We start from the raw sequence: 21957 nt of genomic DNA, 5'->3' as shown, positions 1-21957 counted from the left end.
GGACCGTCATGCGCCGTGACGCTCCCCTTAAATTCCGGAGAACCATAATGCACAAGACCACTTTGCAAATCGCATGTGCCGTTCTGTTTTGCGCCGCGCAACTGGCGCACGCCGACACCACGGCAAACTCGTCGTCGGGCTCGGTATCGGGTTCCACGTCCACGGGTATCGGGCAGGGCGGCGGCTCGAGCCTGAACAACATCGGCACGTCGGCGAACTCGACGGCCAACACCAGCTCCAATTCCTCGTCGGTGGGCGGCCTGGGCGTGGCGACCGCGAACGGCGGCCGCTCCTCGGCGTCCGGCGGTAACTCGAACGTGAATATCTCGCTGACGATGCCGGCGCTCACGACCGCCAGCACGGGTGCAGCGTCCAACGGCACCACCGGTTCGTCCACCGGCACCGATGCGACCGGCAAGGCTTCGACCCCCGGCTCCAGCGCCTTCGACACGCGCACGACGGTGGATTACAACCAGAGTTCGTACTCGGTACGCACGACGCCGGCCATCGCCGCGCCCTCGCTGACCACGACGCTCTCCGACACCTGTATGGGCTCCGCGAGCTTCGGCCTGTCGATCACCGGCTTCGGCGCGACCGGCGGCACGACGCTCGTCGATCAGGCTTGCGTGCGCCGTCTCGATGCCCGCGAATTCCGCGCGATGGGTCTGACCGATGTGGCGCTGGCGCTGCTGTGCCAGAGCGAAGCGAACCGGCGCGCCGTCGAAGCGACCGGCCATCTGTGCCCGGGCACGACCAAGCCGCTCGTGAAGACGGGCGAAGACGCGGTGCTCTCGGATGACGAGAAGTTTCGCGATCCGCTGATCCGCGCGCGCCTCGGCCTGCCGGTCACGACGGCGAACAATCCCGAGGTCAGCATGAAGACCCAGGAGCCGCCCGCGATCCAGCCGGAAGCGACCTCGGCCAAACAGAACGCGCAACCCGCGCCCGCAGCCGTGGCGCCGCAAGCGCCGGTCGCCGCACGCGCGTACGATCAGGACGCGGACGTCGAAGTGGCGAGCGCGCCGATCGGCGAAAAGATCGAAGTCTCGCTGGTGAAGTGAGGAAGCAGAATCCAGCGGCGCACTAGCGCTCTGGAGCAGAGGAGACGCGCCTGAGCAATCGGGCCGTCTCTCCCTTTCGGGGTTGGCTCGCTTCATATGGTCCCGGAGAGTCAACCCTCGTTTTTCCCGCTTCGCTTTTTCCCGCTGAGGCATGCGATGAAGAGTCAGATGAAGGCGGCCGCCGCAGTGCTGGCTGCGAGCGCGATGGCCGCGATGATGTCGACGGCCGCGCGCGCCGACGCGAGCGCAGGCGTCGTATGGGCCGCAAGTCCGGCCGGCCTGCAGGCGATGCCCAATGCGCAGGCGCTGGCGCTGTTGCCGTCTAGCGGCTACGTGCCGTTGCAGACATCGGGTGGCAAGTGCTTGCTGGTCGCGCGGCGCGGCACGCAGATCGTCGCGCTCGAACTCTCGCCGCTCACGATCGGCGCGAAGGTGATCGGCTGGAAGCCGCAGGAAATCGACATGAGCGCGGTCACGTCGAAATGGGGTTACGTACCGCCGAAATCGTCTGTCGATACGGAGGGCTTCGGCAATCCGGTGACGAGCGCGATCACGGCAACGAGCAAGACGGATACGTCCAAAGGCGGCTCGTATGCGAAGGCGAGCGCATGGAGCAACAGCAAGGTCGAAGCGCATAGCAGCGCGATCGCATCGAGCTCGGGCGAGACCGAAGCGGCCGAATCGGTGACGGTGAACGGCAAAACCTATCGCAAGTACAGTCACTTCAAGCCGGCGACGCCCGAGGCGCCGATGGCGGCATCGGACGAATATATCTGTCAGTGAGGCGCGTTCAGGCGTGTGCTCACGTTGCCGCCGACTTCGTTTCGGCTACCGGCGGCACCGGCAATGCAAGCTCTTGCGCGACGCGCGTTTCGTTACCGAAGCGCGCGACCGAGAACGAGAACGTGTTGACGCCGTTCGCGCTCGTCGCGGACACCGTGCCGCGATGCATCTCCGCCACCGCCTTGACGATGGCGAGTCCCAGGCCATGATTCTCGCGGCTATTGGTGCGTGAGCTCTCCGCGCGATAGAAGCGGTCGAACAGATGCTCCATCACGTGCGGCTGGATCGATTCGCCCGGATTCGCCACCGCGATGCGCACGCGCCCGTGCTCGCGCATGATCGATACAGCGATCGTCGCGCCAGGCGTGCAATGCTGAATCGCGTTCATCACGAGGTTGGACAGCGCGCGCCCGAACAGCGAAGTATTGACGAAAGCGCGTGCGTCGCCGGTGGCCACGGCCCGGACCTGCGCTTCTTCCAGCGGGATTTCCAGAAACTCAAGCGTGCGATTGACCTCCGCCGCGAGCGACACTTCGACGAGCCCCGTCGCGCGCTCGCCCTGATCGGCGCGCGCGAGAAACAGCATGTCGTTGATGATCGCGCGCACGCGCTCGAACTCTTCGAGATTCGACTGCAGCGTATGACGCAGTTCTTCGATGGAACGGTCACGCGTCAACGCGACTTCCGTTTGACCGATCAGGATCGTGACCGGCGTGCGCAACTCGTGCGCGACATCGGCGTTGAACGATTCGAGCCTTCCATACGCGTGATCGAGCCGTTCCAGCGCGCCGTTGAAGGACTTCGCGAGATCTTCGAGCTCCATCGGCAGAGAGCGCGTGTCGAGACGCTGCGAGCGATTGTTCGGACTCAGCTTCTGCGCGTCGCGCGTGAGTCGCGTGAGCGGCGCGAGACCGAGCCGCGCGACCGAATAACTCAGCAGCAGCACGGCGACGGTGGCGAGCGCCATCAACGACGCGAGCGCGAGACCGAAGGCGCGCATCGTGTGCACGTTCGGCGAGCAGTCGATCGCGACGAACAGTTGCAGCGGCGGACGATCCGCATTGGGCGGAATGGTCAGCGTGGTCAGCAGCATGTCGTAGGCGCGGTCTTGCGGCCTGAAGCGCACGTAGCCGCCCATCACCTGACGCACGACGCGGCCCGCGGGTGGCGACCCGTATTCATAGCGCGAGTCGTTGCTGGATACCGCGAAGAGCGTGGAGCCGTCGCGCGGCGTGATGTCCGCGAGCTTCTCTTTCGCGATCTTCCATTTGTCCGGGTTCGACACATGCGTGACGATGAGCCGCGCGATCTCCGCGCGATTGTCGAGCGAGTCGCGCAAGTGTTGTTCGAGCTGCACGCGCAGCACGAGAAAAAGCCCCGAGCCGACGAGCGCAAACACGAACAAGGCGACGAGCGCGAACATCACGGCAAGACGCCGTGAGATGGAGCGCTGCGCGCGCGGCCCTTCCTGCATCGATGCCCACTGCGTGTTCATGATGGTCTCGCGTCTTCCCTTGCTTCGCGCATGTCGCGAGCTTCACGCACTTCGAGCACATAGCCCATGCCGCGCACGGTGTGCAGCAGCTTGGTGCGGAACGGTCCGTCGAGTTTTGCGCGCAGCCGCTTGATCGCCGTTTCGACGACGTTGGTGTGACTCTCGAAATCGACTTCCCAGACGAGTTCGGTGATCGCCGTCTTCGACAGAATGTCGCCATGACGGCGCGCGAGCACCGAGAGCAGTTGGAATTCCTTCGCGGTGAGATCGAGCCGCACGCCGTCGCGTGTCGCGCGCCGGCCGATCAGATCGACATAGAGATCGCCCACGGAAATGAGCGTGGATTCCTGCGCGCGCGTGCGTCGCGCGAGCGCGTGCAATCGTTCGACGAGTTCGAGAAAGGAGAAGGGTTTCGTCAGATAATCGTCCGCGCCTTCGCGCAGGCCGCGCACGCGATCGTTGATGTGGTCGCGCGCCGTCAGCATGATGACCGGCGTCGACTTCTGCATGCGCAACGCCTTCAGTACCGCGAAGCCGTCGCGGCGCGGCAGCATCACGTCGAGCACGATCACGTCGTAGTCGTACTCGATCGCGAGATGCGTGCCTTCCTCGCCGTCCATCGCGACATCGACGACCCAGCCTTGCTCGGTGAGACCCGAGCGCAAGTAATCCACCACCTTGTGTTCGTCTTCGACTATCAGGACTTTCATGCCTGGCACCTGTGCGCGTTCAGTGTGTGTTTACCGTATTGTCTCACTGCTAACTATAGAAGCCTCGCGGGCATCTTGCGTACGTTTCTATTGAACAGCTTGAGTTGCGTTCGCGACTTTCTGATCGTCATGCGCCGCGTCATTTGCGTCCCAGCCGCCGCCCAACGCCTTCACGAGCGCCACGGAGACTGTCCGTTGCTGGCCGCGAATCTGCACGTCCTGGCGCTCGCTCGTCAGCAATTGCTGCTGTGCGGTGATCACGTCGAGATAGGCGACGAGTCCGCCCGAGTAACGATCGTTCGCGAGCGATAGCAGACGTTGCGCATCGACGACGGCCGCATGCGACTGTTTCGCCGCGCCGTCCAGCACCGACAGGCCGACGATGCCGTCCTGCACTTGCTGAAACGCGCCGAGCACGGTCTGCCGATAGTTCGCCACCGCCGCGACATAGCCCTGATTGGCGAAATCGACGCCGGCCGCGCGCCGTCCGCCATCGAATATGACCTGGCTTGCCATCGTGCCGAACGTCCACAAGAGACTCGGCGCGGAAATCAGGCTTGAAAACGCAGTGCTTTCCCAGCCGATGGTGCCGTTCAGCGTGAGGCTCGGAAAGAACGCGGCCTTCGCGACGCCGATCTGCGCATTGGCCGCAGCCATCGCGCGTTCGGCGGAGGCCACATCGGGACGGCGCTGCAGCACGTCGCTCGGCATGCCAAGCGGAATCGGCGGAAGCGGACGTTCGGCCAGATCGGGCGCGATCGAAAATTGCGGCGCGGGCGTGCCGACGAGCGCGGCGATCGCATGCTCGAACTGCTCGCGCTGGTTCACGAGCAATTGCGCCTGCACGCGCGTCTGATCGAGCAGCGCCTGCTGCTGCAATACATCGAGGCCGGACACCGCGCCGAGATCGTGTTGCGCCTGCACGTAATCGAGCGCCTTCTTTTGCAGATCGACTGAGCGGTTCAGCACGTCGATCTCCGCGTCGAGCTCGCGCATCGAGAAGTAGTCGCTGGCGAGATCGGTCGTCAGCACGAGGCGCGCATTGGCGAGATCGTCGCGTGACTGATCCGCCGACGCATGCGCGCTTTCCACTTCGCGGCGAATGCGTCCGAACAGATCGACGTCGTAATTGACGGTCGGCGCGAGCTTCAGGTCGTTCTGCACCGTAGAGCTGTTGGGCGTCGAGTAAGTGTTGGCGGGACGATTCTTCGAGATGCGCGAGCGCGATGCGTTTGCGCCGAGATCGACTTCGGGCAGACCGAGCGCCGAAGTTTGCGCGAGCGTCGCTTGCGCCTGCGCATAGTGCGCGCTCGCGGCCGTGAGCGTCTGGTTCTGCGCGAGCGCCTGCGTTTCGAGCGTGTTCAAGGTCGGATCGTCGAAATGCTGCCACCAGTCGAGCGCGAGCGGTGCATGCGACGGCTCGCCCAGGCGCCAGTACGAATCGGTCTTCCATGCCGGCGGCGTTTCGGCGAGCGGACGACGGTAGTCGGGACCGACCGTGCACGCCGCGAGCATCGACACGAGGATCAGGCAAGGTGCGGCCTTCATGATGCGGCCTGTGCGCCCGATGCGCTCTGCTGCGGCTTCTGCTGCGGGGCGATCACGACATGATCGCCGTCCGCGATCGAATCGCTCGGGTTGATGATGACCTTGTCGGTCGGCTCGATGCCGCTCTCCACTTCGAGCGATTGCCCGAGGTCCTGCGCTATGACGATCTTGTGCAGATGCACCTGTCCGTTCGCATCGACGACCGCGAGGCGCGGGCCTTCCGCGCGGAACAGCAACGCGTTGCCGGGCACGAGCATGCGCGCGTGCGCGGCGCCCGGCAACGCGACCTGCACATACGCGCCGGGACGCAGGCGGCCATCGGGATTCGGCAGCCTCACTTCGATCTGCAGCGAACGCGTGGGCACGTCGATCGCGCCGGAAACATGTGTGATCTGGCCATGGAACTGCTCGCCCGGCAACTCCGCTTGCGTGACCGTCACGTCCTGTCCGACCTTCACGTTCTGCGCATACGCCTGCGGCATCTGCACGAACACGCGCAATGGATCGGACTGAGCGAGCGCGAACAGCGCGCGGCTCGTGCCGCTGCCCGCATCAATGAGATCGCCCACATCGACATTGCGTTGAGTGACCACGCCCGCGAAGGGCGCGACGATGCGCTTGAACGATTCGAGCTGACGCAGCCGCTTCACGTTGGCGTCGGCGGCGGCGAGGTTCGCGACGTCCTGGTTGTAGGTGCTCTGACGTTCGTCGAGTTCCTGCTGCGAGACCGCATCACGCTGACGCAGTTGCTGCCAGCGTTCGAGCGAGCTCTTGGCGAGACCCAGGCTCGATGCGGTCTGGTCGCGTTGCGCAACGGCCTGCGCGAGCTCCTGATCGATCTCGGGCGTGTCGAGGTCGGCGAGCAACTGGCCTTGTTTCACGCGCGCGCCGATATCGACATACCAGTGCAGCAGATAACCCGTTGCGCGCGCATAGATCGGCGATTCGACGAAGCCGCGCAGCGTGCCGGGCAAGGTGGTTTCAGCGCCGCCATCGCTTTGCTTCGGCAGCACGACGTTCACATACTGCTGCGCGTTTTGCTGCGTGCGTGCCGCGATGGAGCGGCTGTGCAGCACGTCGGTGACCACTGTGCGCGTCGCGCCGATCGCGAGCAGCGCAAGCACGATGACGAGCGCGATCTTCGCGCGCTTCCATTCGACTTGGCGTGGCGGCAGCGCGGGCCCTTCGTTCGGGTCGCGAGCGGGAATCGCAAGCGATGCGTGATTCTTTTCTGTCATGTTCGTCGGGATGCGGTGGTGTCAGTGTTGTCCGTTTTGGCCGTCATCTGGCGACGGGTTCTTGCGCGCGGCGCGACGCGCGAGACGCGCATGAATGCCCGCGAAGACGAGCGGCACGAAAAAGAGCGTGGAAACCGTGGCGAACAACAGGCCGCCGATCACGGCGCGGCCGAGCGGCGCGTTCTGTTCGGCGCCTTCGCCGAGACCGAGCGCCATCGGAACCATGCCGATGATCATCGCGAAGGCGGTCATCAGCACGGGACGGATACGGCTCGCGCCTGCTTCGAGCGCGGCGGTGAGCGGCGGCATGCCGGCGTTGAGGCGTTGCCGCGCGAACGAGACCATCAGAATGCTGTTGGCGGTGGCCACGCCCATCGTCATGATCGCGCCGGTCAACGCGGGCACGGAGAGATGCGTGCCGGTGAGAAAGAGCATCCAGATGATGCCCGCGAGCGCGGCGGGCAGCGCGCTCACGATGATGAGCGGATCGACCCACGACTGGAAGTTCACGACGATCAGCAGATACACGAGCACGATCGCCATGGCCACGCCGACGCCCAAACCGAAGAACGACGTGCGCATGGTTTCGACCTGGCCGCGCACGACGATCTGGCTGCCGCGCGGAAGCGTCTTGCGCGCTTCGTCGACGAGATGATTCACTTGCCGCGCCACGCCGCCGAGATCGCGCCCTTCGACGCTCACGAACAGATCGATGACGGGCCGGATGTTGTAGTGCGTGACGATCGCGAACTGACGTTGCGGCGACAGGCGCACGAGATTGCCGAGCAGTTGCGTCGGCCCGTTGCTCGACGCGGACACGGGCGTGCGCAGGAGCTCGTCGATCGATGAGATCTGATACTGCGGCGTCTGCACCGCGAGGTTGTATTCCACGCCGTTGCGCGGATTGAACCAGAATCCGGGCGCCGTCTGCGAGCTGCCGGAGAGCGAGACCAGCACGTTCTGCGCGACGTTGCTCGCCGAGAGATTGAGTTGCTGCAGGCGCGTGCGATCCATCTGCAAATCGATTGCGGGCTCGTCGAGCTTCTGCTGGATGTGCGTGTCGACATTGCCGGAGATCAGGCGGATCTGCTTCATCAGCTTGCTCGCCACCTCGAAATTCTGCTGTCCGTTCTGACCTTGAATCTGCACGTCGATGGCGGCGGGCAAACCGAAGTTCAAAATCTGCGTGACGATGTCCGCCGGCTGGAAGAAGAATTCGACGCCCGGAAAGCGCTGCGGCAAGAGCCTGCGCAATTCGTCGATGTACTTTTGCGTCGGCGCGTGATCGGGCTTGAGCGCGACCTGAATATCGCCATCGAGCGTGCCGATCGTGCCCGCGTTGCTGTACGAAAGATTGATGCCGCTGTAGGGCAGGCCGAGGTTGTCGAGGATCGTCGCGAGCTCGTCCTGCGGCACGATCTGGCGCACGACCTTTTCGACTTCGTCGGCGAGACGCGCGGTTTCCTCGATACGCGTGCCGGTCGGCGCGCGCATGTGCATGCGGATGTCGCCAGCATCGACAGTCGGGAAGAAGTCTTCGCCGAGCACGAACACGAGGCCTGCCGAGAGCAGGCAGAAGCCCAGGAACAGCGTGGCGAACCTGCGCCGGCGCACGAGCAGACTCGACAGAATGACGATATACGCGCCGCGCATGCGCTCGAATGCTCGATCGAAACGGTGATGCAGCCGCATGAAGAGATTGGGCTTCGCTTTGGCTTCGGGCGCGTGGGCGTGACCCATCAGGAGCATCGCGAGCGTGGGCACCAGCGTGCGAGAAAGAATGTACGACGCGAGCATCGCGAACACGACGGCTTCCGCGAGCGGCACGAACAGATAGCGCGCGACGCCGGTGAGGAAGAACATCGGCACGAACACGATGCAGATGCACAGGGTCGAAACGAGCGCGGGCACGGCGATTTCGCCCGCGCCTTCGAGAATCGCGTCATGCAGGTTCGTGCCCAGATGCAGATGGCGCTCGATGTTCTCGATCGTCACTGTCGCATCGTCCACCAGAATGCCGACCGCGAGCGCGAGACCGCCGAGCGTCATGATGTTGATGGTCTGCCCGAGCGCATGCAGCACGATCAGCGACGAGAGGATCGAAAGGGGAATCGAGATCGCGATGATGCAGGTGCTGCGCCAGTTGCCGAGAAAGAGCAGGATCATCGCGGCGGTGAGCGCGGCGGCGATCAGCGCCTCGCGCACCACGCCCTGCACGGCAGCCTTCACGAAGATCGACTGATCGAACAGCGCGCTGATATGCAGATCCGGCGGCAGCGACGCACGCGCTTGCGGCAGCAGATCCTTCAGCGTGTTGACGATGGAGAGCGTGGATGCGTTGCCGTTCTTCAGCACCGAGATGAGCACGCCGCGGCGTCCGTCCTGGCGCACGATATTGGTTTGCGGCGAGAAGCCGTCGCGCACGTGCGCGACTTCGCGCAGGTACGTCGTCGCGCCATTGATCGTGCGCACCGGAATGTCGTTGAGGCCCGCCACGGTGGTAGGCGAGCCGTTCATGTTGATCGTGTATTCCTTCGGGCCGATCTTCGCGGTGCCGGTGGGCAGGATCAGGTTCTGCGCGTTCACGGCCTGCACGACATCGGTTGGCGTCAAGCCCTTGGCGAGCAGCGCGCGCGTGTCGAGATCGACCGATATCAGGCGTGTCTTGCCGCCATAAGGGTAGGGCACGGCCGCGCCGGGAATCGTCACGAGTTGCGGGCGCAGGAAGTTGAGCGCGGTGTCGTTCAGGTCCTGTTCGGACTGGCGCGGGCTCGAAAGACCGAGCTGGATCACCGGAATGCTCGACGCCGAATAGCTGATGACGAGCGGCGGCGTCGCGCCCGGCGGCATCTGCTTCAACTGCGCCTGCTCGACGGCCACCGTCTGCGCGATCGCGGTCTGGATGTTTGCCGTGGGCTGCAGGAACAGCTTGATGATCGCAATGCCTTGCAGCGATTGCGACTCGATATGCTCGATGTTGTTCACCGTGGTCGTGAGGCTGCGCTCGTTGACCGACGTGATGCGATTGGCCATGTCCTGCGCGGAGAGGCCCGTGTAGTTCCAGATGATGCTGACGACGGGAATATCGATTTCGGGAAGCACGTCGACTGGCGTCGTCAAGAGGACGAAGGGCGTTGCCAGCAGAATCATGATGGCCATCACGATGAACGTGTAGGGCCGCTTAAGCGCAACGTTGACTATCCACATTGAGTCGTTCGGAGAATGCTGGGGAAGGGCGCGGCAAAGACAACGATTACAGGGATGAATGCAGCGCGCGGGACGCAATGACGGAACAAGGCAGGCGATTCGCCATCCGTGCCGCTATGGTAATGGCCGGGTGCCAACGACAATATGACGTGAATATGGCGCGTCTGTCAGATTAGGTAATTTGAAAGAAAGCTTGCGAAAGCGGGCGGACAGGACCGTGCGCTTCGCTCGAACGAGCCGGGAATAGCGGAGCCCGGGCGCGGGTAACGCTTTGCATCGGCAGCAAGGTTCGGATAGCCGGCAGGCATGCGATGGACGCCTGCGATCGAGGGATTCGAAGGTGGGCGAGACGGCGCGGATCATTCGCGCATGGCGGGAGCCGCGCGGGTCTCGTGTGGGGATCGGATGACGAGCGTTCGTTCGTTATTGCGGCGTCTGTCCGAGCGGCGTGGTGGACATCGTGCGGCCGGATGCGGATGTGCCTTCCGGCGCGGCTCCGCCATAGGCGCTCTGCGCGCTGACCTTGGCCTCGGCGGCCTGGATGTCGTTCGGATAGAAGGTGTCGCGTTCGGACGGGTTGTAGCCTGCCTGCTCGACGCGCTGCAGATCCTGTTTGACCTGGGTGCGCGTGAGGCCATCGGATTGTGCGAGTGCTGCAAGCGGCGCGGCGGCGAGGGCAATGGCGGCGATACCTAGTGCGAGTTTCATGGCGGACTCCCTGACAAGATTGAATCGGCGCGGCGTGGACCGTGTACGCCACGCTGACGATTCTATTTGTCGTACCGTGACGACATGCTGTCGAGCGCATGGCGCACTGGTCAGAATGGAGCGAGCGTTGAATGAGCTTTGAAGGCTATCCAGGCTGTCTGTAAAGCTGCATGGCCGGTGATAGACTCGCGCGCTTGAGGCGTTCTGTAAGCGAGGCGCGCGTTGCATATTGCCCTGACCTATCTCTTGCACCAGGATCGATAAATTGCCGTTCAAACTGCCGACTACCGCCACCGCGCCGTTCTGTCCGTCCGAAGTCAAAGGCTCGGTCGCCGTCTCGCCGGGTGCACCGCTCTGGAAGAAGCTGTTGCAGTTCGCGGGTCCAGGGTTGCTGATTTCCATCGGCTACATGGACCCCGGCAACTGGGCGACGGATATCGAAGCCGGGTCGCGTTATGGAAACAGCCTGCTCTTCGTGGTCGTGCTGTCGAGTCTCGCGGCAATGGTGTTGCAATGTCTGTCGATGCGGCTCGGCATCGTTACCGGAAAGGATCTCGCGCAGTTATCGCGCGAGCGCTATGCGAAGCCGGTCGCGAACATACAGTGGTTGCTCGCGGAGTTATCGATCGTCGCGTGCGATCTGGCCGAAGTGCTAGGCGGGGCGCTCGCGTTTCACCTGCTGTTCGGCGTTTCGCTGATCTGGGGCGTCGTGCTCACCGCTTTCGACACGCTCATCGTGCTCGGATTGAAGGGCAAGAACTTTCGCGATCTTGAGGCGATCATGCTCGGGCTCATCGCGACCATCGGCTTGGGATATGTGGTCGAGCTCGTGCTGGTGAAGCCGCACTGGCCTTCGGTTGCGGCGGGCCTTGTGCCATCGATTCACGCGTTGAGCGATCGTGAGCCGCTTTATCTCGCGATCGGCATTCTCGGCGCGACGGTGATGCCGCATAACCTCTATCTGCATTCGTCGATCGTGCAGACGCGGGTAGTCAGGCGCGATGTCAGGAGCCTTGCATCGGCCATCAATCTGTCACGGCTCGATACGATCGTTTCGCTCATTCTCGCGCTGCTGATCAATGCGGCGATCCTGATTCTCGCGTCATCCGCGTTTCATGCGACGGGACATACGCAGGTCACCGAGATCGAGGATGCCTATAAGTTGCTTGCGCCCATTGTCGGGACAGGGCTGGCGGCGATTCTGTTTGCAGTGACGTTGTTCGCGTCAGGTCAGAGTTCGACGTTCACCGGGACCATTGCCGGCCAGGTCATCATGGAAGGGTTTCTACAGCTCAAGATTCCTTGCTATCAGCGGCGGTTCATCACGCGGGCGCTTGCGTTGGTGCCGGCGTTGATCGGGGTTTATGTTCTGGGGAACGGCGCGGTGGGCAAGCTGCTCGTGGCGAGTCAGGTCGTGCTGAGTCTGCAACTGCCGTTCGCGCTTTATCCGCTGATCCGGATGACGAGCGATCGTGCGCTGATGGGGACGTTCGCCAACAAGCCCCACATGAAGCTCGTTGCGTGGGCGCTGTTTGCGGTGATCAGCGCGGCGAATGTCTGGCTGGTGGTGCAGACGGTAGGCGAGTGGGTGGGCTGAAATCGGTCCTTTCATGCTTGCCCGTCCTGCTGACCGACAACGCCGGCCATGACGCGCCAGCGATCGCTTTCCAGGACGCTTCGGGCGTCGATACGTCCGAACAGGTCCAGCAGCGGTGCGACGAGGCCTGTCCAGCCCGTCTGGTGACTGGCGCCAAGTCCCGCGCCGTTGTCGCCGTGAAAATACTCGTAGAACAGGATCAGGTCACGCCAGTGCGGATCGTTCTGGAACTTGTCCGTCCCGCCGTAGACGGGGCGTCTCCCGTCTGCGTCACGCAGAAACGTGCCCGTCAGCCGGCGGACGATCTCTTGCGCCACTTCGAACAGAGTCATATGCCGTCCTGATCCGGTCGGGCATTCAACCTTGAACTCGTCGCCGAAGAAGCCGTAGAGATTCATCAGCGCCCTGATGATCAAGAGATTCACCGGCATCCAGACCGGACCGCGCCAGTTGGAATTTCCGCCGAACATCCCGGTGTTCGATTCGGCGGGCAGATACTGCACCGAGTAATCGAGCCCGCCGATGTTGAGCACGTAGGGATGGTCGAGATGATGGCGAGAGAGCGAGCGAATGCCATGCGGCCCGAGGAACTCTTTTTCGTCGAGCAGGTAGCCCAGTACGCGTTCGAGTTTGCGCTTGTTCAGGATCGACAGGAGCCTTCTGTCTCCATGGCCGATGAAGCCGGCGTCCGTCGGCGCGACGTGGGCGAGCAGCTCGGGGTAACGCTGTCGGAATTGCGTGATTAGCTCCAGCAGTTTCGGACAGCGCGTGAGGGCATCGGCTTCGAACACCGTGGATGCGCACAGCGGCAGCAAGCCGACCATCGATCTCACCTTCAGGCGCATGGTCTGGCCGTCGGGCAGCCGGAGCAGATCGTAGAAGAAGCCGTCCTGCTCGTCCCACATCTCGTCCGGATGTTCGCCACGCCGGTCCATCGCGTAGGCGATCCACATGAAATGCTGCACGAATTTGAAGGCGATCTCCTCGTACATCGGGTCGTACTCGGCGAGGATGATCGCCATCTCGAGCATGCTCTGGCAATAGAACGCCATCCACGCGGTGCCGTCCGCCTGTTCGAGCGAGCCGCCCGTGGGAAGCTGCGCGCTGCGATCGAACACGCCAATGTTGTCGAGGCCGAGGAAGCCACCCGCGAACGCGTTGCGGCCCGAAGGGTCCTTTCGGTTCACCCACCAGTTGAAGTTGAGCATCAAGCCCTGAAACGAGCGTTCGAGAAAGCGCGGGTCGGAACGTCCCAGCGCTTTCTCGTACTTGTAGAGCCAGAGCGTGGCGGCGGCATGCACCGGTGGATTGACGTCGCTGAAGTTCCACTCATAGGCCGGAATCTGGCCGCTCGGATGGACATACAGGATGCGCAACATCAACAGCAACTGTTCCTTGGCGAAATCGAAATCGACGAGCGCCAGCGAAATCGTATGAAACGCCAGGTCCCAGGCCGCGTACCACGGATATTCCCACTTGTCGGGCATCGAGATCACGTCGGCATTCAGCATGTGGAACCACTCGGCATTGCGCACGTTATTTCGGGCCGCTCCGAGCAAAGGGTGGCTCTGGTGCTCGCGCAGCCACCGTTCCAGGTCGAAGTAGTAGTACTGCTTGCCCCACAACATGCCTGCCAGAGCCTGGCGGTGCACCCGGCGCTTGTCTTCGCTCAGTGACTTCGGGACGACGCGATCGTAGAACGCGTCCGCATCGGCGATACGGTCCGCGAAGGTTCGCTCGAAGGCGTCGAAGGCATGATCCCGATTCTGCGCGCTTGCCGTCAGACGTAAGCGGATGGTCGCGCTACCTCCGCCCGGCACGTCGCACACATATCGAGCCGCGGCCTTGGTGCCCGTCCTTGCGGGATTGACGGCGTCGCGCCGTCCCGCGATCACATACGCGTGGAAGGCATCCTTCACATAAGGCGACTCGTTCGGCTGATTCCACAGACGTTGTGCGTTGCTCTCGTTTTCCGTGAAGACCAGTTCTGCTGTGCCATCGCAATGGAGCCAGTATTCGCCCAGTTCGTGATGCGTCGCGCGAATGACGCCGGCGCCGGCTTCACTTAGCGACGGTCTGCGATCGTCCAGCCCCCACGACCAGGTATTGCGAAACCATAGCGTCGGCAAAAGCTGCAATTGCGCTTCCTCTGCGCCACGGTTATGCACGGAAATGCGCACGAAGATATCTTCCGGACCTGCCTTCGCGTACTCCACGAACACGTCGAAATACCGGTCGTCGTCGAAGACGCCGGTATCGAGCAGTTCGTATTCGAGTTCGTTGCGCGATCGTCCACGGTTGGTCTCGACCAGATTCGCGTACGGATATTCTTGCTGCGGATACTTGTACAGATATTTCATGTACGAGTGCGTCGGCGTGCTGTCGAGGTAGAAGTAGTATTCCTTCACGTCCTCGCCATGATTGCCTTCGCTATTCGTCAGGCCGAAGAGACGTTCCTTCAGGATCGCGTCGCGCCCGTTCCAGAGCGCAAGCGCAAAGCACAACTGCTGCTGGTCGTCGCACAATCCGCCGAGTCCGTCCTCTCCCCATCTGTAGGCGCGCGAGCGGGAATGATCATGCGTGAAGTAATTCCAGGCGTCGCCGTTGTCGCTGTAGTCTTCGCGTACCGTTCCCCATTGTCGTTCGCTGAGGTATGGTCCCCACTTCTTCCACGGGATCTGCGCGACACGTGCGTCATTGAGGCGCTTTTGTTCTTCGGTCGCATCGGCGATCGCAGCACACATGTCTTGTCTCCTTGGCGGCGCGCCTGCCTGAGGATTGAGGATGACATCGTTTCGCCGCTAGTGGCCAAGGACCGCGATTGCTTCGCGCATCGGCGACAGCAATACTGTCACCAGACCATCGAGTGGCGTATTCAATTCCAGAATCAGGAAGATCGCGATGGACGTGCACAGCGCGCCGAGAAACAAAGCGATGGTGACCGTCGCATTTGCTGGCGTAAACAGTCCGAACGCACCAAAGATAATACACAGCCAGAACACGAGTGTAAGCAGCCGTGCGTTGGGAGTCGCCCCCGTTCCCTCCAGCAAGCCCAGTTCGCGTACGGCCAGCGCGTTGTCGGCCAGCTCGATCGCGCGAGTCTGCAAGCTGCGCTGCATGTCGTTCAGGGGCGAGAGTTCCTTGAGTTTGCGCTCGATAAATTCCGCCCGTGCAAGGGCCTCGGGGCTGTGCAGCCTCGCCAGTTGCGCAGGTTCCCCCGATGCCACCTGCTGGACCGCCACGGTGACAGCCTGCTTCAGCATGGCCCGAATCTCCCCGGTCTGCGGCCCATAGCGCGCCAGCGTGCGATCGAGCAGGATCACATTGGCGGCGTCATGTGTCACGCTGGCAGCTCGGTATCGAACAGGCTTGCGCCCGCTATCGAGCGCTTGACGAATTGTGCGACAGACTTCGAGACGGAGTCGCACCAGTCGTCCATGATCGGCTTGACCGCTCAAACGTGATCACCGGCGTATTCGATACGACGCGCGGCAAGCGCTCGCCGGTATGCGTGCGCACGACTGTCTGTCGCGAGCGCATCGACGAGCAGCTTCGCCATCTGCGGCGCGCCCGCGACACTATTGACCGCCATGGTCGCGACGAAGGCCATGGGTACGACCTGGTTAGGTTTGAGCCCCTCCGCCGTATTGGCGACGCCGGTTACGGCCACTTGCAGCTTGACCACGCGCGCGCCGGGCGCTTCCACGACGCGTACTCTCGAACCTATGGCCTGTCTCAGGCAAGTCGTGCCGCAACTGCGAATCTGGTCGATCGTCGCCTGACTCAACTGATCGCCTGGCTCGGCTGTCGGGTACATCGAAATCGGCTCGACCATGACTGCGCTGTAGTTCGCGGGGCTGAGCCTGGGATTGACGTATCTCAGGAATGTCTCTCCGTTGGGATCCTGGGTCTGCTGAAGGCTGGATCTCAAGGGGCTGTTTCGCGATTCGCTGGTTTCGACTAATGCACAGACGACGGACAGGCCGGTCGTCCGCCTGGCGATCAACGTGCGCGCGTTCGACTCCATGCCGGGCTCGGCCGTCGCGCTGTCCGTTTCGTGGTCGATACTGACGCCCGGTCAGGACAAGGTGCTCAACGGAAGGTCCGTCGTGCTTCAACGCGTCGAGGGCGACGACTACGATGCGCTCGTCGACGCACAGAGCCGGGCCCTAGCGGCCGTGAGCGGCGACATGGCTGATGCGATCATGTCCGCGATCAAAAAGAAGCCGCCGAGTGCATCGGGCCGAATCTTCGAAGCGAGTATCGACGCTAAATGAATAAAGCGTCATGCCTGTTGGACATGACGCTCGTTCTCGATAACATCGACCGTTCGTTACTTCACCACTGCCACCGGCGCATTGGACTTCGCCGACACCGCCGCAGGAATCGCGTTGTCGACCGGCCGCGTCTCATCCACGGTCGTTCTTCCGCCATCACGGAAAAACGCCTGTTCCGCAGCCTTGTTCAACACGAGAATACTGATGCGCCGATTCGTAGGTTCATCGACGACTTCCTTGTTGAGCGGCAGCACATCCGCGAGGCCCCGAACCTGCAGCACCTTGCTTTCCTTCATGCCGCCGGCAACCAGCGCACGTCTTGCCGCATTCGCGCGTTCGCTCGAAAGCTCCCAGTTCGAATATCCCGTTTGACTTCCGGAATAGGGCACGGCATCGGTATGGCCCGCGATCGAAACACGGTTATCGACATCGTTCAGCGACGCACCGATGTTGGTCAGAATCGTCGTCACATAGCTTTCGAGCTTCGAGCTACCCGACGCGAACATCGGCCGCTTGAGCGAATCGACGATCTCGATGCGCAGCCCTTCGCTGGTGATGGCTATGCGAATCTGGTCCTTGAATGCGCGCAGTGCCGGCATCTGCTCGATGAGCGCCATGAGCTTCTGCTTGAGTTGCTGCAGCTTCTGCATGTCGTCCATGGCGACCGCCGCGCGCGCGATCGTCTGCGGCACGGGCTGCGTCTGACTCTTGTTGCCTTCGCCCGGGCGCGAGCTCGACAAGTCCTTGCCGCCGCCCGTGATCACGCTCGTATGCGCCGACGCGCCGCCATCGTTACCGAAGAGCGCGGACAGCGGCGTATTGAAGTACTGCTCGATGCCTTCCTTGTCGTACTTCGATGTCGACCCGAGCAGCCACATCAGCAGAAAGAACGCCATCATCGCCGTGACGAAGTCGGCATACGCGATCTTCCACGCACCGCCGTGATGGCCATGTCCGTGCGCCTTCTTCTTGCGCTTCACCACCACGGTGGGCGCGAGCACCGACTGCAGCGGATCGCGTGACGGTTTCTCAGCCATGAGCGTAAATCCCTCGTGTGCGCAGTGTGATTACGAAGCCGCCTTCGGCATCTTGGTCGCGCGGACCGCGTCGTCCAGTTCCTTGAAGCTCGGACGGTCCGCCGTGAACAGCACCTTGCGGCCGAACTCGACGGCGATCGTCGGCGCATAGCCGTTCATCGACGCGAGCAGCACCGACTTCACACATTGGAAAGGCTTGGCTTCGGCCGCGCCCTTCGCGTTGAGCAGATCGGCGAGGGGACCGATGAAGCCATACGCCAGCAGAATGCCGAGGAACGTGCCGACCAGCGCGCCCGCGATCATCTCGCCGAGAATGGCGGGCGCGGCGCCCACCGAGCCCATCGTGTGCACCACGCCCATCACCGCCGCGACGATACCGAAAGCCGGCAGGCCGTCGGCCATCTTCTGGATCGCGTTCGCCGCGATCGAGCTTTCCGTGTGATGCGTCTCGAGTTCTTCGTCCATCAGGTCCTGCATTTCGAGCGCGTTGACGTTGCCCGCCGACATCATGCGCAGATAGTCGACGATGAAATCGAGCAGATGATGATCGGCCATCACGTGTTCGTACTTCTGAAACACGGGGCTGGATTCGGGCGCGTCGACATCGGCTTCGAGCGCCATCATTCCTTCCTTGCGCGCTTTCTGGAGCAGTTCATAAAGCAGCGCGATCAGCGCGAGATACTTTTCCTTCGTGTAGCCGCCGCCCTTGAACGCCTTCGGAATCGACTGCAAGGTTTTCTTCAGCGTCGCAGTCGGATTCGACACGACGAACGCGCCGATCGCCGCGCCGAAAATACACAGCAGCTCGAACGGCTGCACGAGCGCGGCGAGGTGGCCGCCGACGCCGATAAAGCTTCCGATCACCGAGCCGATGACCACCACCCATCCGATGATGACAAACATGATTTCTCCGCAAATGTCCGGGCGTCGCGGGCCGTGCGTGCTCGGAATGGAGTCGCGCACGGCTCGCGACGCATTGTTCGCTGTTGTTGGCTCTTAACGGCCTGAAAGACGGGAGATTTAGGGTTATGCGCGCAAGTTTTTCTGCGCAAGCGTTTGCGATGTAAATCTTACGTTCGTTCGATCGGGCTTACGTCGCAGGTAATGGATCGTGTGCGCGGGGCTGGTCTAACATCGCGTGCATGAACTCGACCCTCACACTGCCCGAAGCGCAATCCACCGTCGGCGCGCTGCTGCGCGAGTGGCGCCAGAGACGACGCATGAGCCAGCTCGATCTCGCGGGCGAGGCCGACGTCTCGACACGCCATCTGAGCTTCGTCGAATCCGGGCGCTCGCTGCCCAGCCGCGAAATGCGGATGCGCCTGGCCGAGCAGCTCGACGTGCCGCTGCGCGAGCGCAACACGCTGCTCGTCGCGGCCGGCTACGCGCCGCTGTATCGCGAGCGCGCGCTCGCGGATCCGCAGCTCGCCGCGGCGCGGCGCGCGGTCGATCTCGTGCTGAAGGGGCACGAACCGTATCCGGCGCTTGCCGTCGATCGTCACTGGACCATGGTCGCGGCCAACGCAGCGCTCGCGCCGCTGGTCGCGGCGGCGGACGCGGGGTTGCTCGCGCCGCCGGTCAACGTGCTGCGGCTGTCGATGCATCCGCGCGGGCTCGCCGACAGCATCGACAACTGGCACGAGTGGCGCGCGCATCTGCTCGCGCGTCTGCGGCGGCAGGTCGACGTTTCCGGCGATGCCACGCTCGCCGCGCTGCTCGTGGAACTGGAGGCGTATCCCGCACCGGCGCATGCGCGCAACGCGACGCGCGGCGAGCCCGATCCGGTGCTCGTGCCGCTGAAAATGCGCACGCCGCATGGCCAGCTGTCGTTCTTCAGTACGACGACCGTGTTCGGCACGCCTGTCGATATCACGCTGTCCGAACTGGCGATCGAAGCATTCTTTCCCGCCGACGACGCGACGGCACGCATCCTGCGAGGCCTCGCCGATGCAAGACGTTGAACTTGCGTCGCTGCGCGCCAGCTTACAGAATTGAACCTGGCGCGCCTGCGCGGATCAATGAAAAAGCGGGCTGCGGGCCGAACGGTGTGCAGCCTTTGTCAGCTTTTGTCCAACCAACGCGGAAGACAGCGATGATTCAAACATTCGAGCAAGTGATCGGCGGGCAAAAGATGCAGTTCTGCGCGAGCATCGCGGAGGGCGGCGGTCCGCCGCGCGTCATCATCAGCCGCGCGGATTCGGCGGAATCGCTCGTGATCGTGGAGGCCGACGGCATCATCGGTGCGATCAAGGCGGAAGTGGAAGCGCCCGACACGCTGCTGGCCGACGCCGTGCGCAAGGCGCAGCAGGAGGCCTTGATCGAGCGGGCGCTGGAAACGGGCGCGGTGCAGACCACGAGCCTGTAGTTTTCTTCGCTACACGGCGCAAAAATGCCCGCGCGTCCCGACCGGCCGCGCGGGCATTGCTGTTTTTCCGGGACGAGCGCCTTTACATGCGTGGCTCGCCGTTCTTCGGATCGGCGGGCACGATCGGCGTGGCGGAGTCGGGCCCGTCGGGCATGTCGGGATCTTCGGGATTGGGCGGCGCGTCCGGGTCGAGCAGCTTGTCGGGGTCCGGTTCCTGCGGCTCCTCGGGCGAGCGTGGCGACGTCGACATGATGTTCTCCTTGATATGTTCCTGATCGGGTCGATGGCGTGCGCGCTGGCTCGTCTCTGGACGCGCGCTGCCTCGACGCTTGCAACACGCGTTCCCGCCGCATGTCGCCCGTCATTCGGCTTCGTCCGGGACCGGGCCGCAGGCACGCCGACGTTCTCCTGATTCGCGCGCGCCCGGCTGTTTGCCGACCCAACGCGCGCACAGTGCGGCGCACAACAGTAACGCGACCGATATCCCCGCCGACCAGCGCACCGCATCGACGATCTGCAACGCTCCCGCCGCGCCTTCTCCGTGACCGGCCAGCGCGCCGAAGGCCGCGACGCCGATCGCGCCCGCCGCCTGCCGCGCCGTGTTGAGCACCGCCGAGGCCGTCCCCGCTCGCTGCTGGCCGACGGTGCCGAGCAAGGCGGTCGTCATCGCAGGAACCGCCAGTCCCATGCCGGACGGAATCAGCAGAAACGGCACGAGCAGGGCTGTGGTGGGCGTCGTCGCATCGACGAAGCCGAGCGCGGCGAAACCGGCGGCGTCGAGCAGCGCCCCCGCGATCATCGGGCCACGCGAGCCGAAGCGCGCCACCACGGGGCCGCTCACGAGATTCGAGATCAGGAAGCCGCCCGTCAGAGGCAGGAAGGCGAGGCCGGTCTGCAAAGGCGTATGGCCGAGCACGCGCTGCAAGTACAGGCTCAGCACGAACACCATTCCATAGTAGGTGAGATTCACGCCGATTCCGAAGATCACCGCGGCGCTGAACGTACGTTCCGAAAAGAGCGAAAGCGGCAGCATCGGCGCACGGCTTTTGCGCTCGACCGCGATGAACGCGCCGCCCGCCGCCAGCGCCAGCACGAGGCCACCAGCGACCAGCGGATGCGCGAATCCCAGCGGACGCAATTCGATCACCGCGCCGACGAACGCCGCCAGCGCTGCGATCGCGAGCGCCTGGCCCGGCAGATCGATGCCGCGCGCATGCGCCGCGTCCTTCGGGCGCGCGTTTTCGACCCAGAGCAAGGTCGCCGCGACGCCGGCGATGCAGATCGGCAGATTCACCCAGAAGATGCTGCGCCAGCCGAATGCCGCGATCAGCACACCGCCGACGATCGGCCCCGCCGCGATCGACACCGCGCCCGCCGCGGTCCACAGGCCGACCGCGCGGGCGCGCAGACGCCGGTCGTGGCCGCACGCGACGTTCAGCAGCGCGAGCGAATTCGGCAGCATCGCCGCCGCGCCGACGCCCTGCCACGCGCGCGCGGCGATCAGTTGCGGCGCGTCGCGCGAGAAGGCGCAAGCGAGGGAGGCCAGCGCGAACAGCGCGAGACCGCCCAGAAACATGCGCCGCGCGCCGAAGCGGTCGCCGAGCGAGCCCGCCGAGAGCATCAGCGCCGAGAACGCGAGCGCGTAACTGTCGACGGTCCATTGCAGGCTCGCGACGCTCGCGCCGAGATCATGGCCGATGCTCGCGAGCGCGACATTGACGATGGAGACATCGAGTTGGGAGACGACGAAGCCGACGCTGGTCGCCGTCACGACGAGCATCTGCCGTGTGGACAGACGCGATTCGGATGAGGAAAGGTTCGAGTTCATGGCCTTCATGCTAGGCGTGCGCCGCGCTCGATGTTTCGCTGCGGCCTGAAACGTGAAAGCCGGATGAAAAAAATGGCGCGCCGCTTTTGCGGTGCGCCATTTT

19 protein-coding genes are annotated in these 21957 nt (G+C 63.5%); 6 read left to right on the top strand and 13 right to left on the bottom strand.

Annotated elements, in window-relative coordinates; translation table 11 throughout:
- The first annotated feature begins 47 nt into the window (after nt 1-47).
- Together AWB79_RS12145 and AWB79_RS12140 are read left to right on the top strand one after the other, a co-directional pair.
- Nucleotides 48-1061, top strand: a complete 1014-nt coding sequence (locus AWB79_RS12145) for a hypothetical protein (protein ID WP_061167676.1) — start codon at nt 48-50, stop codon at nt 1059-1061.
- A 156-nt stretch (nt 1062-1217) separates the two neighbouring features.
- Nucleotides 1218-1844 (top strand): hypothetical protein, encoded by a 627-nt coding sequence (locus tag AWB79_RS12140; RefSeq protein WP_061167675.1) that lies wholly within the window; start codon nt 1218-1220, stop codon nt 1842-1844.
- Between the two features lie 19 nt (nt 1845-1863).
- Here AWB79_RS12140 and AWB79_RS12135 read toward each other — a convergent pair whose 3' ends face one another.
- The 6 genes from AWB79_RS12135 to AWB79_RS12110 form a co-directional block, all read right to left on the bottom strand.
- Complete coding sequence (locus tag AWB79_RS12135; RefSeq protein WP_061167674.1) at nt 1864-3339, bottom strand: heavy metal sensor histidine kinase; 1476 nt, start codon at nt 3337-3339, stop codon at nt 1864-1866.
- Nucleotides 3336-4049 (bottom strand): heavy metal response regulator transcription factor, encoded by a 714-nt coding sequence (locus tag AWB79_RS12130; RefSeq protein WP_061167673.1) that lies wholly within the window; start codon nt 4047-4049, stop codon nt 3336-3338. Before AWB79_RS12130 ends, AWB79_RS12135 begins: the two co-directional genes overlap by 4 nt.
- Before the next feature lie 87 nt (nt 4050-4136).
- Nucleotides 4137-5597, bottom strand: a complete 1461-nt coding sequence (locus AWB79_RS12125) for an efflux transporter outer membrane subunit (protein ID WP_061167672.1) — start codon at nt 5595-5597, stop codon at nt 4137-4139.
- Nucleotides 5594-6835 carry an efflux RND transporter periplasmic adaptor subunit gene (locus AWB79_RS12120; RefSeq protein ID WP_061167671.1) on the bottom strand — a complete coding sequence of 414 codons (1242 nt, stop codon included), beginning with the start codon at nt 6833-6835 and terminating at the stop codon, nt 5594-5596. Before AWB79_RS12120 ends, AWB79_RS12125 begins: the two co-directional genes overlap by 4 nt.
- A gap of 21 nt (nt 6836-6856) precedes the next feature.
- Entirely contained in the window at nt 6857-10042 is a 3186-nt protein-coding gene (locus tag AWB79_RS12115; RefSeq protein ID WP_061167670.1) for an efflux RND transporter permease subunit, read from the bottom strand.
- Nucleotides 10043-10465: 423 nt separating this feature from the next.
- Entirely contained in the window at nt 10466-10750 is a 285-nt protein-coding gene (locus AWB79_RS12110) for a DUF4148 domain-containing protein (RefSeq protein ID WP_061167669.1), read from the bottom strand.
- Nucleotides 10751-11015: 265 nt separating this feature from the next.
- On the opposite strand from AWB79_RS12110, the gene AWB79_RS12105 reads away from it, so the two are divergent.
- A complete protein-coding gene (locus tag AWB79_RS12105; protein ID WP_061167668.1) occupies nt 11016-12347 on the top strand; it encodes an Nramp family divalent metal transporter in 1332 nt (443 codons plus the stop codon).
- 11 nt (nt 12348-12358) lie between these two features.
- Here AWB79_RS12105 and AWB79_RS12100 read toward each other — a convergent pair whose 3' ends face one another.
- The 3 genes from AWB79_RS12100 to AWB79_RS12090 form a co-directional block, all read right to left on the bottom strand.
- The gene (locus AWB79_RS12100) at nt 12359-15091 is read right to left on the bottom strand and encodes an MGH1-like glycoside hydrolase domain-containing protein (RefSeq protein ID WP_061167667.1); all 2733 of its coding nucleotides are present in this window, start codon (nt 15089-15091) and stop codon (nt 12359-12361) included.
- A 57-nt stretch (nt 15092-15148) separates the two neighbouring features.
- Nucleotides 15149-15691: a bestrophin-like domain gene (locus tag AWB79_RS12095; RefSeq protein ID WP_198399014.1), complete on the bottom strand. Its 543-nt coding sequence runs from the start codon at nt 15689-15691 to the stop codon at nt 15149-15151.
- Between the two features lie 110 nt (nt 15692-15801).
- Complete coding sequence (locus AWB79_RS12090) at nt 15802-16374, bottom strand: DUF3313 domain-containing protein (RefSeq protein WP_061167666.1); 573 nt, start codon at nt 16372-16374, stop codon at nt 15802-15804.
- On the opposite strand from AWB79_RS12090, the gene AWB79_RS12085 reads away from it, so the two are divergent.
- Nucleotides 16268-16624: an ABC-type transport auxiliary lipoprotein family protein gene (locus tag AWB79_RS12085; protein WP_082862347.1), complete on the top strand. Its 357-nt coding sequence runs from the start codon at nt 16268-16270 to the stop codon at nt 16622-16624. The two genes, AWB79_RS12090 and AWB79_RS12085, sit on opposite strands and share 107 nt — an antisense overlap.
- A gap of 56 nt (nt 16625-16680) precedes the next feature.
- Here AWB79_RS12085 and motB read toward each other — a convergent pair whose 3' ends face one another.
- Nucleotides 16681-17661, bottom strand: coding sequence for a flagellar motor protein MotB (gene motB, locus AWB79_RS12080; RefSeq protein ID WP_061167664.1), 981 nt, complete (start codon nt 17659-17661; stop codon nt 16681-16683).
- A gap of 30 nt (nt 17662-17691) precedes the next feature.
- On the bottom strand, nt 17692-18564 hold the full coding sequence (motA, locus tag AWB79_RS12075) for a flagellar motor stator protein MotA (protein ID WP_061167663.1): 873 nt from the start codon (nt 18562-18564) through the stop codon (nt 17692-17694).
- A 239-nt stretch (nt 18565-18803) separates the two neighbouring features.
- Between motA and AWB79_RS12070 the strand changes: the two genes are divergently transcribed.
- Both AWB79_RS12070 and AWB79_RS12065 read left to right on the top strand, forming a co-directional pair.
- Nucleotides 18804-19622 carry a helix-turn-helix domain-containing protein gene (locus tag AWB79_RS12070; protein ID WP_061167662.1) on the top strand — a complete coding sequence of 273 codons (819 nt, stop codon included), beginning with the start codon at nt 18804-18806 and terminating at the stop codon, nt 19620-19622.
- Between the two features lie 131 nt (nt 19623-19753).
- Complete coding sequence (locus tag AWB79_RS12065) at nt 19754-20026, top strand: hypothetical protein (RefSeq protein ID WP_061167661.1); 273 nt, start codon at nt 19754-19756, stop codon at nt 20024-20026.
- A gap of 82 nt (nt 20027-20108) precedes the next feature.
- Here the strand turns inward: AWB79_RS12065 and AWB79_RS39450 are convergent, their stop codons facing one another.
- Both AWB79_RS39450 and AWB79_RS12060 read right to left on the bottom strand, forming a co-directional pair.
- Nucleotides 20109-20276 (bottom strand): hypothetical protein, encoded by a 168-nt coding sequence (locus tag AWB79_RS39450; RefSeq protein ID WP_157695755.1) that lies wholly within the window; start codon nt 20274-20276, stop codon nt 20109-20111.
- A 111-nt stretch (nt 20277-20387) separates the two neighbouring features.
- Nucleotides 20388-21863: an MFS transporter gene (locus AWB79_RS12060; RefSeq protein ID WP_061167660.1), complete on the bottom strand. Its 1476-nt coding sequence runs from the start codon at nt 21861-21863 to the stop codon at nt 20388-20390.
- Nucleotides 21864-21957: the final 94 nt, after the last annotated feature.

This window comes from Caballeronia hypogeia, assembly GCF_001544875.2.
In the GTDB taxonomy this organism is placed as follows: Bacteria; Pseudomonadota; Gammaproteobacteria; order Burkholderiales; family Burkholderiaceae; genus Caballeronia; species Caballeronia hypogeia.
This window is presented reverse-complemented; position numbering and strand designations above follow the sequence as displayed.